This window comes from Brevibacterium sp. UCMA 11752 (genome assembly GCF_021532235.1).
GTDB classification, from domain to species: Bacteria; Actinomycetota; Actinomycetes; order Actinomycetales; family Brevibacteriaceae; genus Brevibacterium; species Brevibacterium antiquum.
Genome location: NZ_JACBOS010000003.1, coordinates 1818675 through 1834316, shown reverse-complemented (window position 1 = coordinate 1834316; position 15642 = coordinate 1818675). Strand labels below are relative to the sequence as shown.

Below are 15642 nucleotides of genomic sequence, written 5' to 3'. Positions count from 1 at the left end.
GGCATCAGGCCTGCGAATACTGCGAGCACTCCGGACACCTGGCCATGAGGTCGTGCCGGCACTGACGAACATGGAGCAGGAACCTCTCAGCTGAATCAAGTGAAGAGCGCTGGGCCCGGATGGCGGCGATCCGTGCCGCGATGATCTCCGCACGCCCCGTTTCACCACGGTGCACGATCGCCCGGATCTCCGCCAGACTCATCCCCACGTCCTGGCAGGAGAGCACGATCCGACACCGAGCCAGATGCTCAGACTCGTACAGTCTGTGGCCTGTGGCCGTGCGGTCAGGAACCACGACCCCTTCGTCTTCCCAATGCCGCAGCACATGTGCGGCGATCCCCAGGCGCTGCGCCGCTTCACCGATCTTCATGCCACTATGATGACACCTTGACTTCAGGTTGACCTGAAGTTCTACGTTCGAAATATGAAAGAGAACATCACACTTCACGACGGCCCCGTGGTGGCCACTCAGGTCATCGGACCGACCTCAGACGAAGACAACCTCGGCGATATCGTCATCTGTCACGGAACACCATGGTCATCGCGGATGTGGCTGCCGCTGGCCCGCGAGCTCAGCCTCCATCATCGAGTGTTTCTATGGGACATGCCCGGATACGGTGATTCCATCGCCGAGGAGGCCGTTGCCGTTGACCTCGTCACCCAACGTCGTCGTCTGGCAGAGCTTCTGGACATCTGGGGCATTCAGAAGCCGCATGTCATCGCCCACGACATCGGAGGAGCCGTCGCCCTGGGCGCGCACCTGCTCGAGAACCGCGATTTCGCTTCGCTGTACCTGCTCGACATCGTGACCCTGGACCCATGGGGCTCACCGTTCTTCCGCTTGGTGGCTGAGAACGAACCGGTCTTCGCGGCAGTTCCTCCGCAACTGCACAGCGCCCTTGTCACCGAATACATCGCCGGCGCGGGAGGCGAGGGATTTGGCCACTCGTCAGTCCAGGAACTCGCGGCTCCCTGGTGCACAGGCGCAGGTCAACCAGCCTTCTACCACCAGATCGCCAGCTTACGGCCCGAGCACACGGACCCGATCGTCAACCGCCTCGGCGAGGTTCGCTGTCCGACACGCATCGGGTGGGGAGCGGACGATCCGTGGATACCTGCCGAACAGGCCGAGCGACTCGCCCGCACCTTGCCTGGCAATCCCAAAGTCACTTGGTTCCCGGGAGCTGGGCACCTCGTGCCCCTCGAAGCACCGTCGTCACTCGCAACAGAGGTCAAGGCCTGGCTTGCCACCGATTTCGCAGGACCACCTGTACAAGCACTCGACGCATAGGCAACGATTGCACTATGCGCACCTTCGACACACTGGTCACCGAGGCACAGGCCGCCGATGTCGCCGGGTGGGATTTCTCCTGGCTCGACGGACGCGCCACCGAAGAACGGCCACCGTGGGGCTACGCCCAACTGCTCGCCCAACGCCTGTCCACTGCAAGCGCCGCCCTCGACATCGACACCGGCGGTGGTGAGGTCATCGACGAGGCTCCACTGCTGCCACCGCGCATGGCCGCTACTGAGGCCCACCCGCCCAATGTCGTCGCCGCCCGGAAGCGCCTGAGCCCGCGCGGGGTCGATGTCGTCGAGGCCAGCCCCGAGCGTCTCCCCTTCGCCAATGGCAGCTTCGACTTGGTCAGCTCTCGCCATCCGGTGCGTCCCGAGTGGTCGGAGATCGCGCGGGTCCTTGTCCCCGGAGGCACCTACTTCGCCCAACACGTCGGACCGGCCTCGGCGTTCGAACTCATTGAGTTCTTCGTCGGGCCCCAGCCGGAGAACCGCAGGAGCCGCCATCCTGACACAGAGGTCCATGACGCCGAGGCGGCCGGACTCGCACTCGAGAGCCTGCGCACTGCGCGCTGCCGCATGGAGTTCTACGATATCGGTGCCGTCATCTGGATCCTGCGCAAATGCCCCTGGTGGGTGCCGGGCTTCAGCGTCGAGGACTACCCGTCCCAGCTGCAAGAACTCGATGGCCGGTTCCGCCGAGGCGACCCATTCGTCGCGCACTCCACTCGCCATCTCATCGCGGCTCGGAAACCCAACTGACCTGCCTCTAAGCTGGCGGCATGGAAGATTCCACTCCCCGAACCGGCTCCCGCGCGTGAACAGACTGTCTCGAGCAGTGCTGCGCCTGTTCGCCGCGCCCCGGCTCAACATGCGTGAGGACTACGAGAAGGTCCGCCGGATGCAGCGCCGGCTCGCCGTGCTGCTGATGCCACCGTATAGGACCTCGCGCTGGCACCACCTAGCTCGCGACGGACACTCCCATGTCCCTGTCCGGATCTTCCAGCCGAAGGAGAAACGCCGCGAGGATGTCCTCGTCTTCTTCCATGGTGGTGGCTGGGTCACCGGAGACATCGAGACGTACACTCCGGCGTGTGCCCGGATGGCGGACCTCACTGGCTGTGTCGTCGCCTCCGTCGACTACCGGCTCGCGCCGGAGCACCCGTTCCCGGCAGGATTGGAGGACTGCTACGACGTCGCCCGACTGCTGCTGGACGAACCGCATCGGGTGGGTGCCGCAGACGCCGACCAGATCGTCCTGGTCGGAGATTCTGCCGGAGGGAACTTCGCTGCTGTCATCTCATTGCTGCTGCGAGAACGCGGACTTCGCCTACCGAACCGGCAGATCCTGCTCTATCCGGTGACGCATTGGGACCACGACCCGAAGTCCTCCCCATTCGGCTCGGTGCGCACCCATGGCGAGGTCTATCTACTCACCAACACCGAGGTCGAAGACTACTTCGACCTCTACGTTCCCAACCGTCAGCAGCGGCTCGACGCTCTTGTCGCTCCGCTGGTGGCAGACGACCTCTCCAACCAACCGGCGACCCTGGTGATGACCGCGGAGTTGGACCTGCTGCGCGATGAGGGTGAGGCCTACGGACACGCCCTCACCGAAGCCGGGAACGCGGTGCGGATACACCGGGTAGCCGGAGCGCTGCATGGCTTCATCTCGCTGCCCAGGTTCTCCCAGTCCGTCCAAGAAGCCTATGAGGTGATCAACGCGTTCCTCAACGACGACACAGTCGAGGGCGAGCAGCCTGCCCAGGAGTCGAAATGACCCACCGGGACTGGGTACGACTCGACAACGCCTCGAACATCTTCCTCGCGGCTCGCAGCGCCGCGGATCCCAAAGTCTTTCGCCTCAGTGCCGAGGTGGATCACGACGTGGACCCCGAGTTGCTGCAGCAGGCACTGGACGAGACCTATCACCGGTACCCGCTCTACCACGCAGTGCTGCAGAGCGGCCTATTCTGGTACTACCTGCAGGACAGTGACATGCACCCGCAGGTCACCGCGGATGAGCAGCACACGTGTGCCCCCATCTACCAGGCTGGTCGGCGCAATCTGCTGTTCCGCGTTGTCCACCATCGTCGGCGGATCAGCCTCGAGGTCTTCCACGCGCTGTCCGATGGCACCGGTGCGGCATGGTTCCTCTCCGACCTGGTGAACGCATACATCAGACTGCGGTATCCCGACTCCGACCTGAGTCCGCAGCTCGAAGACAACACCGAAGTCGACGAGGCACCGGCCGAACCGGTACATGGGCTGAGCATCGACAGCTTTGCGGATCACTTCCGGCAACGGCATCAGTCGCCCGCGTCCGGTTCCGTTTTCAGCCGGGCAGCCCGGTCGGCCACATTCTCCTTCGTTAACAGCTCCCAGTCGCCTGCCGATCGTTGGAAGATCAGCCGCTTGCGCCGTCCGGCGGAGAAGAAGGTCCACCGGGTCGGAGGAACCCGCACCCTGGACAACCGCACACGCGCTGTCGAACTCACCATGCCCACGGACGCTGTGCTCGGGCTTGCGCGAGCCGCCGACGTCTCGCTCACGATGTACCTGACGGCACTGTTCTTCGAGTCCATTCGCATCTCCTCGGGTGGTCTGGGACGGGCTCGGACTCTGGCCGCTTCGGTGCCGGTGAATCTGCGCCAGTTCTTTCCCTCGGAGTCTGCACGGAACTTCTTCGCAACCGTCCGTGTGGAACACACTTACGGCCAGGGCGAGGACGATCTCGGCTCGATCTGCAAACAGCTCGAGAGCCAGTTCTTGCCCCAGGCGACCCACGAGGCGCTGGAGAAGAAGCTGCGATGGTTCATCCGAGTCGAGCGGATGCCCGGGTTGAGGATCATGCCGCGCCCGCTCAAAGATGTCATCCTCGGGATGGCCAACAGGCACAGCAACCGTGGTCTGAGCGTCGCCGTCTCGAACTTGGGGCGCATGAGCCTGCCCGAACCAGCTGATTCGCATGTGGGCCGCGTCCTGTTCCATGTCTCCGCAGTCCGCCCGCAATTCTGCGCGACGTCCCACGCCGGACTTCTCGCCGTCAGCTTCACATCACCATTCGTCGAAACCGATCACATCAGGGAATTCACTCGGATGCTCACTGCCGAGGGGGTCGATGTCACGGTCGCCGCTGAACGAGTCACCGAGGATGAGATCGCGGAGGGGCAATCATGAAACGATGCCCCGAGTGCTCCGTCGCCATTGAGGGCGCTTGGACCCGATGTCCCCTGTGTAACGCTCCTGTCATGGGGGACGCGGTGCCGAGTCCGCTGCCGACGGTTCCCCTCACGTTCTCGAGGCGCCGGCTGCTCAGGATACTGTTCCTGACCTCGCTCGTCGTGATCGCTGGGTCCTTGGCGGCCCAGCTCCTGCTGGGCCACAAACCCGAAGGCTTCGGAGTGCTTCGCTCCGGCTGGCTGGGGGTCACCGCTATGTGGCTTGTGGTCCTCATGGCAGTTCGCAAACGACGCAATGTCGCTAAGGGCACCATCTATCTCGTCGTCCTCATCGGTCTGGTCTGCGTCTACTGGGACTACCTCACCGGCTGGCGTGCTTGGTCACTGACGTACGCCTTGCCGATCGTCTGCGCTTCTTCGATCGCTGCCCTCCTGATCACGGTCAGGGCGATGCGCTTCGAGGCGACGGAGCATATCCTCTACAGCGGTTTGGCGGCGGTGCTGGGTCTGGCGCCCATCGTGTTCCTCGCATTCGGCTGGGTCACGTACCCCCTGCCATCGGCTCTCTGCGGTGGCCTCAGCATCTTCGCTCTGGTGCTGCTGCAGCTTGCTCGGGGCCGGGAAGTCCGCCTCGAACTCGCCAGGCGCCTGCATGTCTGAACCTCGCGCACAGATCTGCTGCGCGCCCAGTCGAGAGCAGCCCTCGCCGAGGCTTCGAGCTCAGTCACTGGACCGTTCGGGCAGCATCCCCGCTGCCTCAACGGCACTGCGCACGATCTCGTCGAGGTCGAACTCGGCCTTCCAGCTCAACTGCGCACCGATGCGGGAGACGTCGGCGACGAGGGCGGGTGGGTCACCTGCGCGACGCTCGCCCATTTCGGGCACGATCTCACGTCCGGTCGCCTCGGCGATGGCGTCGATGACTTCCTTCACCGATGCTCCGGTGCCGGTGCCCACGTTGAACACCGTCTCCGAGGTGGCACCTGACTTCATGTAGTCGAGTGCAGCGATGTGCGCCTCGGCGAGGTCCTTGACGTGGACGTAGTCGCGGATGCACGTGCCATCGGCGGTGTCGTAGTCGTCGCCGAAGACGATGGGCGCTTTGCCGTCTGCGATGCGGCCGAGGACGATCGGGATGAGGTTCATGACTGCCGTGTCGGCGAGCTCGGGCCAGCCGGCTCCGGCGACGTTGAAGTAGCGCAGCTTCACGGCGTTGAACTTCGCACCGCGCATCCTCGCCGAGGTGATCGCATTGTCGATCATCCATTCGCCGATGAGCTTCGTCTGTCCGTAGGGGTTGATCGGTCGGCAGTCGAGGTCCTCGGCGACCATCTCGACATCGGGCATGCCGTAGGTCGCGGCCGAAGACGAGAAGACAAGGGATTCGATGTTGGTGCGTTCGGCTGCGGCGAGGACATTCGTGAGTCCGCCGACGTTCTGGCGGTAGTACATGATGGGTTCTTCGACCGACTCCCCTACCTGCTTCTTCGCGGCGAAGTGAATGATCGAGTCCACCGAATGCTCCTCGATCGCAGCGACGAGACGATCCTCGGCGTCGGCGGCGGCAAGGTCGATGCTGACGATCGGCAGGCCGGTGACGCGAGCCTCGATACCAGTGGAAAGGTCGTCGACGACAAGAACGTCGTCGCCGCGTTCGGACAGCAGCCGCACTACGTGGGAGCCGATGTATCCGGCCCCTCCGGTCACCAGAACTGTCATGCCTCGTCCTCTCCTTCATGCCTCGGTTGCAAGTGATGGCCACACGTGGTCTGCTACCCGGTCAGCACCGCTGCCGACCACGGTATTCACCTAAGAGTACTGGGTGCCTGAACCGAGATTCCAGCGAGGCACTATGCTCGACGCGAACCGAAGGATCCGGAGTCTGCCGCGTTCCAATCATCGGCCCAGGACTCAGGAGGCTGAGTCAACAGTTCTCCGGGCTTGAGCCATTCGTAGAGATCGGCGTACTTACGATGCTCATTGCTGCCGCTGCTCTGCTGCAGCAACCCCGGGTGGAGATCCTTGGGGTCGTTGACCCCCAACGATGCCATGATCTCGATTGCCTGTTCGACGGTGGACTCGTGGTAGTTCAGCACGCGTTGGCTCTTGTCTCCGACGTGGAGAGCACGCTGCCGTTTAGGATCCTGTGTCGTGACTCCGACCGGACACAGTCCCGTATGACAGATCTGCGCCTGGATGCAGCCGACGGCCATCATCATCGCGCGAGCCGAGTTGGTGTAGTCGGCGCCCTGGATGAGGCGTTTGACGATGTCGTTTCCCGCAGCGACCTTTCCGCTGGCACCGATGCGAATCCGCTCGCGCAGGCCGGTTCCCACCAAGGCGTTGTGCATGGTGATCAGCCCGTCCGTCAGCGGAGTGCCCACGTGATCTTCGTATTCCAGAGGTGCTGCTCCCGAGCCGCCTTCGGCACCGTCAACGATGATGAAGTCCGGCGCAGTGCCGACGTCGAGGATCGCCTTGCACATAGCCAAGACTTCAGACCTGGACCCGACGCAGAGTTTGAAACCAGCTGGTTTTCCGCCCGAAAGCTCTCGCATTCGGGCGATGAATTCGATGAGTTCGGTCGGCGTCTCGAACACCTTGTGCGCCGACGGGCTGACGCACTTCTCGCCTTCGGGAACGCCCCGTGTGCGGGCGATCTCCGCATTGACCTTGGCGGCCGGCAGCACTCCCCCAACACCTGGCTTGGCGCCCTGGCTCAGTTTGAGCGAAACACATTTGATCTGTTCCCGGGAACTCTGATCCGCGAACTGTTCAGGATCGAAATCACCATTGGAAGTACGGGCACTGAAATATCCCGTCCCAAGCTCCCACACCAGATCGCCGCCGTTCTCGAGATGGTAAGGAGAGATCCCACCTTCCCCAGTGTCGTGAGCGAAGCCGCCCATCGCCGCACCTTTATTCAGTGCCAGGACGGCGTTGGGCGACAAAGATCCGAAGCTCATGGCGGAGACGTTGAGCAGTGACATGCTGTAGGGCTGCGAGCAGTCCGGACCACCGATCAGCACCCGTGGAGTCTGCTCCGGCTGCGCGACAGGTGCAGTGGTGTGGAGCAGGTATTCGTACCCGGCGGCGCTGATATCGCGCTCCGTGCCGAAGGCCTTCTCTCCGTGGATGCCTTTAGCCCGCTCGTAGATGATCGAGCGGATGTCACGGTCGAAAGGCCGACCGTCCCAGTTGCGTTCGATGAAGTACTGCTGAAGTTCGGGCCGCAGAGTTTCGAGCAGGAACCTCATATGACCGACCACCGGATAGTTGCGCAGAATCGAATGCTTCTTCTGCGTCAGGTCGTAGATGGCGACACCCGCCAGGCCCAGAACAATTGCTCCCAGCACCCACCAGGCCCATGCCCCCGCGACCGCAGCCCAGCCCACTGCAACCAGCACCACGAACAATGATCCAAGGATCAGGAAACGGCCCATCTTGCTCTCCTCACACACATCCAATTCGTGGCGTGTTCTCCGGCTGAGAAGGCAGCATCCCGCATCTGCACTCGGTCACCGGCTAGCCAGTGTCACGGCCTCTGGGCAGCTAGAGTCACGACCCCTGGCCGGCCAGCGTGACGAGCTGTTCAGTCGGCCAAGGCCGCTGAGACGTCATAGCGCAGGATCGCCGCGATTCCGTCGGCCGCCTCACCCTCGATGAGGCCGACGTCTGCTGAGGAAAGTACAGCCTCGGCCAGAATCGCTCCCTCGCCTTCGGATCCGACGTCGTAGTTGAGGAGCACGGTCGCTGCGGCGCCCCGCTGAACGGCTTGAGAGACCTTCTCATGACCTTCCACTGCGAGGCTGTGAGCCTTGCTGTAGGACAGGTTCTCCATCTGTTCGCTCTGCTTAACCTGGATGTGGTCGGAAGCCAGGGACTTCAAGGCGGCATAAAGTGCCTCTTCAGCCGCATCGTCGTCCGTGCCTCCTTGTGAGATCTCGTGCATCAGCTCATTGACTCTGGTCGACAGCTCGGACTTCACTGCGGTGCGACCCTGGACTTCTCCGGCAACGACAACGAGGTCCGGGACGCGGGCCCTCACAATCCCATCGACATGCTCGGCAACTGCGCGGGCGTTGTCTTTGATGATCTCATCGGCCCGGCGCCGGATCTGGTTGTGGGACATCGCCCCCTCTCGAGGTGCGTGGATATCCTCATCATTGTCGCCGGTGATGAGCGACTCATCGTGCTGCTTTGCTTCATGCTGTGGGGATACCCGCAGCTCACGGATGGTGGCGCCCTCCTGATCGGCGATGATGAGGACCACGTCCACCAAGCGAGTTCCTTCACGGATATAGGCGCCCAGCTCAGGAACCTCAGAATAGTGCGCAGCGTCGCCTGTGCCGAGCGCAGCGTCCCAGTGCTCGTCAAGGACAACCCCGGCCGAGTTGGCAACGACGGTTCGCCCGTCGGCCTGAACCTCTGAGATGTCGTCGACGATCATGGTGTCGTCGAGATGTGACAGGATCTCTTCCGCTGCCCCGGCATTCGCCAGGTTCTCCCGAAGTCCGTCCCACCTCAGTCGCACCTGCTGCTCGGAATCAGCCGCGGGCGAGCGTCCCTCCAGGTAGACGGTAGCGAAAGGTCCCTGGTTGTCATATACCGTGCGCAAATTCTCGAGGTTCATCATCAGCTCCTCATCTGTTCTCGTCGGCGTCTGCCGACGACCGGGGGAAGTCCAAAAAAGGCTGGGCGATCAGGCAGAACACTCGGCCTTCGCCTCAGCCGACTCACGGTGGCTCAATCAGCTCCGTTCTTCGTCCATGCCACATATACGTCTGGTCTCCCCAGACTTGCACCTATCCCTGTGCTTGTAAATACCCATTCGAATCGCCACATCAATTTGAGAAATTCCGAACCCGTGAGCCCCTACCCCCTCTTATGTGAGACCCTGACCCCTCTTATGGGGATCGGCCACCTGCGCTACTGTCGAGTACAGGCACCGCAGACATATGAACCATCCGACGGAAGAGGTGAACGATGGCTCGTCAGCGACTGAATCGCGATGACGTGGTCGAAGCCGCCATCGCATTCATCGATGAGCATGGAATCCAATCATTGACGATGCGTCGGCTGGGGGCAACGCTCAACGTCGAGGCAATGGCGCTGTACAGACATGTCGCCGGCCGGGACGAGCTGGTCGCTGCCGTCGTTCATCAGGTCATCGACGATCTGTTCAACGACACCTTGATGACGGCAGAGCCGAACTCCTGGGAAGACTACTTCCAACATGTGGCCAACGCCATGCGCAATCTGGCACTTGAACACCCGAAGATCTTCCCCCTGGTCACCGCGCATCCTCCAGAGGCACCATGGTTGCGCCCGCCTCTGCGCAGCCTGAAATGGGTTGACCACTTCCTTGCCGCTCTGCGAGATTTCGGGTTTTCGGATTCTGCTGCCGTGGATGCGTACAAGACATTCACGAGCTTCCTCCTCGGCGCTCTGCTGCTTCAAGTCGCGGCTGCAGGCGTGGCAATCAGCCCTGAAGAAGCCTCGATGATCGAGGAGGGCTCTCTCGAACAGTATCCGACTCTCAAAGAGCTGCAGGTGAAACTCGCAGAAGACCACTCCCAGCGCGAATTCGACGATGGTCTTGACGATCTGATCGAGCGCATACGAAGCAACTTGGCCTCCTAGCTCGATGTCTCCCCGGACACGATCGTGCGGCTGCCGGGCGGCAGGTCAGTTGAGGGGGAATCGAGGAATTTCAGCGCAATAGGGCATGTGACGGTGACCCTCATGTGGCGATTGCGCACATCTTTGAGGGACCTGGTCATGAGTTCTCTGCAGTGACGAGCCGCTTCGAGGGTCTCGATCGCTTCACAATAGATGAACATGACCTCCTTCTCGTCGATCGTATAGTGCAGAGAGGCCACAAGTTTTCCCGGGAGATAGAGATCGAACTTCGAAGCTTCCTGATTATTGAGCAGTGTGTACATAGCGAGTCCTCTCAGTTCGGTGATTGTCGTGTCCTGTGCTTCGCACTCACTGCAGAGCTTCGATGCCGGGCGCTTCTCTGCTCGGGCCGGTGATCTGAATCCGAAGTTTACTGCGTAAACGTTTCGTACGTCACATTACCTCACAGACTGTGCATAGCAATAGTTCTGTCGCCCGCACTCCATCTCCCGCACCCTTCGTCTACCGAACGGAATTCCGTGCTGCTGCCGCATCGTCGGCAAAGGAAGGCGCGACGAAGCTCAAGGGCAGACGGGGTCTCGTGTGCATGTGGGACTTTTCCAGGAAGTAATCGTATTGTGGTCGCAACCCGCACAACCAGGCTCCTCATGGTGCCGGGAGGGAGAAGGCTCGGATGACCGAATCGGCAACGAGACTATTGCATGTGCTCATCATCGCGGACCCCGGGGCCGCAAGTAAGCGGATAGCTTCGCTCACGGATGAACTCGAGGAGGAGCTGCGCCAGGTCTTCGACATGGACGTATATCTCGAAACGTGCACTCAGACCGTTCGGGTGCAATCCGACCATCAGTTGGAGCTGGCGGTTCTCGACTCATTCGTCAACAGCTACCCCGATGTCGACGCGGTTCTCATGCTGACGGGTATCCCCAGACATACGGATGGGAAACCACTCGTCGCTGAAATATTGGCCGATAGGACGGTCGCTGTCGTTTCGTACCCCACCTTGGGCGCCTGGCCCTCGAAACGTCGAGTCAAGCAGGTGCTGACCAGCTGTGCCAATCAGCTGCTCCCCTATGGCCCTCCCGCCGACACCTACCCGTTCATGCCTCGGTGGGGCCACTGGTCCGACAGAACTGAGTCGGGGAGCCAGACCCTTCACGCCCATACCTTCACCGGCGGCCCACGTCTCGTTCTGGGGATGACCAGCGCGAACAATCCTGTGCGGATGGCGTCGAAACTGTCGCGGGCATTGGCAGCGGCCTCAGCAACCGGAGCGTTCGGCATCTTCTACAACTCCATCTGGCAGATGTCGCACCACCTGTCGGTCGTACGACTGATCTCAATCGGTGTGATCGCCATTGCCGTCATGGTCGCCTGGCTCATCACGGTCAATCGCCTATGGGATCGCCCCGTCCGCGAACGCTTGGCTCCAGTCGTCCTCTACTACAACCTGTCCACGATCCTGACGCTGCTCCTCTGCGTCGTCACCTTGTACGTCTCGCTTGTCGCTGGGATTCTCGCCGGAAGTCTGATCATCATCGATCCGGGTTTTATGAGCCAGACCATCAAGTCCCCCGCTACCTTCAGCAACTACCTGGACATTGCATGGCTCAGCGCCGCTCTGGGGGTCGTCGCCGGCGCGCTGGGCTCAACTTTCGATTCGGATGCCGACATCAAGAATCTCACCCATGCACAGCGGTTGCGAATGCGTGTCTACTCCGAAGATGAGTCTGGCTGACTGCTGTCGCCGGCCTCACATCTCGGCGCGCGCCCACGCCCGATGCTCGCTGAGCGCTTCAATCAGCTGCCTCGTCACCTCTCCCGGCTCGCCGTCGCAGAAGATTCCTGGATCGCTGTGCCCGATCCCCGGTTCTTCAAGCAGGCGCACAGCGCTGCCACAGGTGGCAATCGCCTTGAGATGTCGCCAGGATTCGGAGATCAGCAGGTCGACTTCCGTCGACGCTTCGATCCCTTCGGTCAGCACCACAGCGTCGAATTCCACCGATCTCATCGTGGCGTACGTGCGTTCAACTGCGATCGATTCGCTGCCCTCGCCCAATCTGCCACCTCTCGGAGCGATCAGCAGGGGCACCATGCCTGAGTTGCCAACAGCCGCTCGCACCGTTGTGATCTGCGCGAAAGGCGTGTCCGCGGAGGTGACGATGCCCACCTTCCGACCGGTGACGGGCCATAGCCCCTTGATTTGGGACAGTGCGGGGCTTGGCGTGACCTCTTTTGGTGGTTGTTCACCGGCTTGAGGGGCGTCCAAACCCAAACCTGTGGCCACTGTTTCACAGAGTTCGGCATCAATCGCGGCGATGTTCTTCAGTTCGCGGCGCCGAATCGTCTCCTCATAGCATTTGCCGAGCTCGAAGATGAAGGCGTCTGCCAGATGCTGTTGCTCGATTGCGGTCAGGCTCTTCCAGAAGAGACTCGACTGGCTGAAGTGGTCGTCGAAGGATTTCGGTGCTCGTCGTTCCTTCACCGATTCGGCGACACGCTGTGGAATGTCGATGAGTGCATGTTCGCCGTCGGTTGAGAAGGGGTTTCCCCCATCAAGGGAATTCGGTTTGTATGGTGCTATGCCTTGGTGGACCGCTGTCTGGTGCATTCCGTCGCGGAACATGTCATTGACCGGGCACCGGGGACGGTTGATCGGCAGCTCGCTGAAATTCGGTCCGCCGAGGCGGCTGATCTGTGTATCGAGATAGGAGAACAGGCGTCCCTGCAGCAGGGGGTCATTGGTGACATCGATTCCCGGTACGAGGTGACCCGGATGAAATGCCACTTGTTCGGTTTCGGCGAAATAGTTCTCCGGATTCCGATCAAGGGTGAGCACCCCCACTGCTTTGACCGGGGCGAGCTCTTCAGGCACAAGCTTGGTGGGGTCCAAAAGGTCGATGCCCTCGAACATTTCGTCTTCGGAGTCCGGCATCACCTGCAGCCCCAGCTCCCACTTCGGATAGGCGCCCGCTTCGATCGCATCGGCAAGGTCTCGGCGATGGAAATCCGGATCGAAGCCATTGACCATCTGCGCCTCTTCCCAGAGAAGGGAGTGGACCCCGTTCTGCGGTTTCCAATGGAACTTCACCAACGAAGTCTCGCCGGCGGCGTTCTCGAGGCGGAAGGTGTGGACGCCGAAGCCTTCCATCATACGAAAGGAACGAGGTATCGCACGATCCGACATCTGCCACATGGTGTGATGGGTCGCTTCGGTATGCAGAGACACGAAGTCCCAGAATGTATCGTGTGCACTCTGTGCCTGTGGAATCTCACGGTCCGGGTGAGGTTTGGCAGCGTGAACGATATCGGGGAACTTCAACGCGTCTTGGATGAAGAACACCGGAAAATTGTTGCCCACGAGATCGAAGACGCCTTCGGAGGTGTAGAACTTCGTGGCGAAGCCTCGAGTGTCTCGAGCGGCATCGGCTGACCCGCGTGATCCGACGACGGTTGAGAAGCGTGTGAATACCTCGGTCTGGGCATCGGACTGCAGGAAGCCTGCCTTCGTCACGTTGCTCGCCGTTCCGTATGACACGAAGGTCCCGTGCGCGGCTGCTCCACGGGCATGGACGACCCGTTCCGGGATGCGCTCATGGTCGAAGTGGGTGATCTTCTCCCGCAGGTGATGGTCCTGCAGGAGCACTGGCCCTCGGGGCCCCGCCTTCAGCGAATGGTTCGTGTCTGGCAGTCTGCCGCCTTGCGCCGTCGTATGGTATTCGCCTTGCTGTCCTTGTTCGGCCTGCCCATCGGCGCTGTCGGCTCCGGTGGGAGTCGTCGGCTTAGGCCCACTCTGGTCCGACTTCGGCGACGGAGGACCTTGCGGATGCTGTGGCTCATCGAACTTCGGCGTTGAGGACGCCGGTTTTCCTGGGATGAACGGGCTGTCTTCGGATGGCATCTTTGCTGTCCTCACCTCGGCGATTGCTGCTGTTCAGGGTCACGCTATGACCAGATTCCCGCGAACACAATCCCCCTTACGGGGATTGTGTATGTGGGCTATCCTGGCGACAACCGTGACCTCTACACGTGTGAGGAGATGTGGTCATCATGCCGAAAACCACTGCGTCAGGAAAACCCAAGAAGTCGGAACTGCCGTCCACCCTGAAGAAGTCGGATCAGAAGGCTCAACGCACGTTCGCCAAGGCGTACGACTCCGCCATGGAGGAGTACAACGACGAGAAGCGCGCACACCAGGTCGCCTATGACGCACTGAAGCACACCTATGAGAAGGTCGGCGACAGTTGGGAGCCGAAGAAGTCCTCCGGGCCCTCAGACGCACAGAGCGCTGGTGGTAAGAATACGAACCGCGAGACCGCTGGTGGTATCGATGCGAATGCGTCGAAGGACCATCTGTACAAGGAAGCGAAGAAGCTCAATATCTCCGGGCGATCGACGATGACCAAGAAGCAGCTCGTCGATGCCCTTGAGAAGGAGAGCAATCGGGCGACCAGCAAGAACTCGTGACAGTCATGTCAAGGTCATTCACGACCTTGGTGGTCATACCGGATCGAGAACGCACCGTGTTTCACGCCCTGACCACCGACCGTGGACCAGAGTAGAGTACGCATGTGACCAGCTATAAGAAGCAGGAGAAGATCGCCGCCAAGATCGCCGGCAGTCTTGCCGAGCTGTGTGACGAGCACGGAGTCCGTGTGGCCGTCGCAGAATCACTCACCGGCGGCAAGATCTCCAGCCAGCTAGCTGCCGCACCCGGTTCGGGCAGCTGGTTCGCTGGCGGCGTCGTGGCATACTCGAGCGAGGTCAAGCACCGTCTTCTCGATGTGCCGCGCGGTTCGGTCATCTCCCAAGCCTCGGTTGAAGCGATGGCGCGTTCCGTCTGCAGCTTGATGGAAGCCGATGCCGGTGTAGCCGCCTCCGGTGCAGGCGGCCCAACCAGCCAGGACGGGCAGGAGCCGGGAACCACGTGGATCGCAGTTCTCGTTGACGACGAGGTGCAGTCCGAGCTTCACAGATTCCAAGGGGATCCGATCAAGATCCTGTCCAACACCGAGGAACGCGCGCTGGCAATGCTGCTCGAGGCGCTCCAGAAACGCTACGACAATATGCCGGAACAGACGTCAACGAGCTGACGGCAGACTAGTCGGCGACCAAGAGTGTCTTCGGCAATCAGCACAGCACCAGGCAGAACGGTCGGCCGACCGGATCGGCATAAACCCGGAAATCAGGATGCTGTGTGGAATCATCGATCAGTTTCCCGCCTGCGGCGAGGACGGTCGGTTCGGCATCTTCATAGGAATCGACCCGAATGTCGATGTGCACCTGCAATGGGACGGTGTTGTCCGGCCAGGTCGGAGCCACATAGTCGTCCGCCCTTTGGAAGGACAGAATCTGCCTCCCTGACGGCTCGAACAGGTTGACCCAATCCGTGTCCTCGTCTGGAGAGATGTAGCCGCCGAGGAGCGCCTGATAGAACTTGGCGGTGTCCAAGGGAACGGGGCAGTCCATGGCTGTCGTGTTCAAGGTACCGATCATCGTTGATCCTTCTTCCGTCCGACGG

The 15642-nt window shown here is 61.3% G+C and carries 16 protein-coding genes; 9 read left to right on the top strand and 7 right to left on the bottom strand.

Annotation, left to right across the window (positions count from 1 at the left end):
* Positions 1–4: 4 nt before the first annotated feature.
* Complete coding sequence (locus HU144_RS08200; RefSeq protein ID WP_235350938.1) at positions 5–370, bottom strand: MerR family transcriptional regulator; 366 nt, start codon at positions 368–370, stop codon at positions 5–7.
* A gap of 54 nt (positions 371–424) precedes the next feature.
* On the opposite strand from HU144_RS08200, the gene HU144_RS08195 reads away from it, so the two are divergent.
* Genes HU144_RS08195 through HU144_RS08175 form a run of 5 tightly spaced genes read left to right on the top strand, consistent with a single transcriptional unit; the run spans position 425 to position 5138 of the window.
* The gene (locus HU144_RS08195) at positions 425–1291 is read left to right on the top strand and encodes an alpha/beta fold hydrolase (protein WP_235350937.1); all 867 of its coding nucleotides are present in this window, start codon (positions 425–427) and stop codon (positions 1289–1291) included.
* Positions 1292–1305: 14 nt separating this feature from the next.
* Positions 1306–2058, top strand: a complete 753-nt coding sequence (locus HU144_RS08190) for a class I SAM-dependent methyltransferase (protein WP_235350936.1) — start codon at positions 1306–1308, stop codon at positions 2056–2058.
* A gap of 55 nt (positions 2059–2113) precedes the next feature.
* Positions 2114–3076: an alpha/beta hydrolase gene (locus HU144_RS08185; RefSeq protein WP_235350935.1), complete on the top strand. Its 963-nt coding sequence runs from the start codon at positions 2114–2116 to the stop codon at positions 3074–3076.
* Positions 3073–4476, top strand: a complete 1404-nt coding sequence (locus HU144_RS08180; protein WP_235350934.1) for an alcohol acetyltransferase — start codon at positions 3073–3075, stop codon at positions 4474–4476. The genes HU144_RS08185 and HU144_RS08180 overlap by 4 nt, the downstream gene beginning before the upstream one ends.
* Positions 4473–5138, top strand: coding sequence for a DUF6320 domain-containing protein (locus tag HU144_RS08175; protein ID WP_235350933.1), 666 nt, complete (start codon positions 4473–4475; stop codon positions 5136–5138). Before HU144_RS08180 ends, HU144_RS08175 begins: the two co-directional genes overlap by 4 nt.
* A gap of 60 nt (positions 5139–5198) precedes the next feature.
* Here the strand turns inward: HU144_RS08175 and galE are convergent, their stop codons facing one another.
* The 3 genes from galE to HU144_RS08160 form a co-directional block, all read right to left on the bottom strand.
* Entirely contained in the window at positions 5199–6197 is a 999-nt protein-coding gene (galE, locus tag HU144_RS08170; RefSeq protein WP_235350932.1) for a UDP-glucose 4-epimerase GalE, read from the bottom strand.
* 131 nt (positions 6198–6328) lie between these two features.
* Positions 6329–7921: an FMN-binding glutamate synthase family protein gene (locus tag HU144_RS08165; protein WP_235350931.1), complete on the bottom strand. Its 1593-nt coding sequence runs from the start codon at positions 7919–7921 to the stop codon at positions 6329–6331.
* A gap of 149 nt (positions 7922–8070) precedes the next feature.
* Positions 8071–9111: a baeRF2 domain-containing protein gene (locus tag HU144_RS08160; protein WP_235350930.1), complete on the bottom strand. Its 1041-nt coding sequence runs from the start codon at positions 9109–9111 to the stop codon at positions 8071–8073.
* A gap of 353 nt (positions 9112–9464) precedes the next feature.
* On the opposite strand from HU144_RS08160, the gene HU144_RS08155 reads away from it, so the two are divergent.
* Positions 9465–10121 carry a TetR/AcrR family transcriptional regulator gene (locus HU144_RS08155; RefSeq protein ID WP_235350929.1) on the top strand — a complete coding sequence of 219 codons (657 nt, stop codon included), beginning with the start codon at positions 9465–9467 and terminating at the stop codon, positions 10119–10121.
* On the opposite strand, the gene HU144_RS08150 is transcribed toward HU144_RS08155, so the two are convergent.
* Positions 10118–10423 carry a hypothetical protein gene (locus HU144_RS08150; protein WP_235350928.1) on the bottom strand — a complete coding sequence of 102 codons (306 nt, stop codon included), beginning with the start codon at positions 10421–10423 and terminating at the stop codon, positions 10118–10120. The two genes, HU144_RS08155 and HU144_RS08150, sit on opposite strands and share 4 nt — an antisense overlap.
* 371 nt (positions 10424–10794) lie before the next feature.
* Here HU144_RS08150 and HU144_RS08145 point away from each other — a divergent pair, with 371 nt between their 5' ends.
* A complete protein-coding gene (locus HU144_RS08145) occupies positions 10795–11859 on the top strand; it encodes a hypothetical protein (RefSeq protein ID WP_235350927.1) in 1065 nt (354 codons plus the stop codon).
* A gap of 15 nt (positions 11860–11874) precedes the next feature.
* Here the strand turns inward: HU144_RS08145 and HU144_RS08140 are convergent, their stop codons facing one another.
* A complete protein-coding gene (locus HU144_RS08140) occupies positions 11875–14022 on the bottom strand; it encodes a catalase (RefSeq protein ID WP_235350926.1) in 2148 nt (715 codons plus the stop codon).
* 149 nt (positions 14023–14171) lie between these two features.
* Between HU144_RS08140 and HU144_RS08135 the strand changes: the two genes are divergently transcribed.
* Both HU144_RS08135 and HU144_RS08130 read left to right on the top strand, forming a co-directional pair.
* Positions 14172–14588, top strand: a complete 417-nt coding sequence (locus tag HU144_RS08135; RefSeq protein ID WP_235350925.1) for a ChaB family protein — start codon at positions 14172–14174, stop codon at positions 14586–14588.
* Positions 14589–14692: 104 nt separating this feature from the next.
* A complete protein-coding gene (locus HU144_RS08130) occupies positions 14693–15214 on the top strand; it encodes a CinA family protein (RefSeq protein ID WP_235350924.1) in 522 nt (173 codons plus the stop codon).
* Positions 15215–15251: 37 nt separating this feature from the next.
* On the opposite strand, the gene HU144_RS08125 is transcribed toward HU144_RS08130, so the two are convergent.
* The gene (locus tag HU144_RS08125) at positions 15252–15617 is read right to left on the bottom strand and encodes a VOC family protein (protein WP_235350923.1); all 366 of its coding nucleotides are present in this window, start codon (positions 15615–15617) and stop codon (positions 15252–15254) included.
* Positions 15618–15642: the final 25 nt, after the last annotated feature.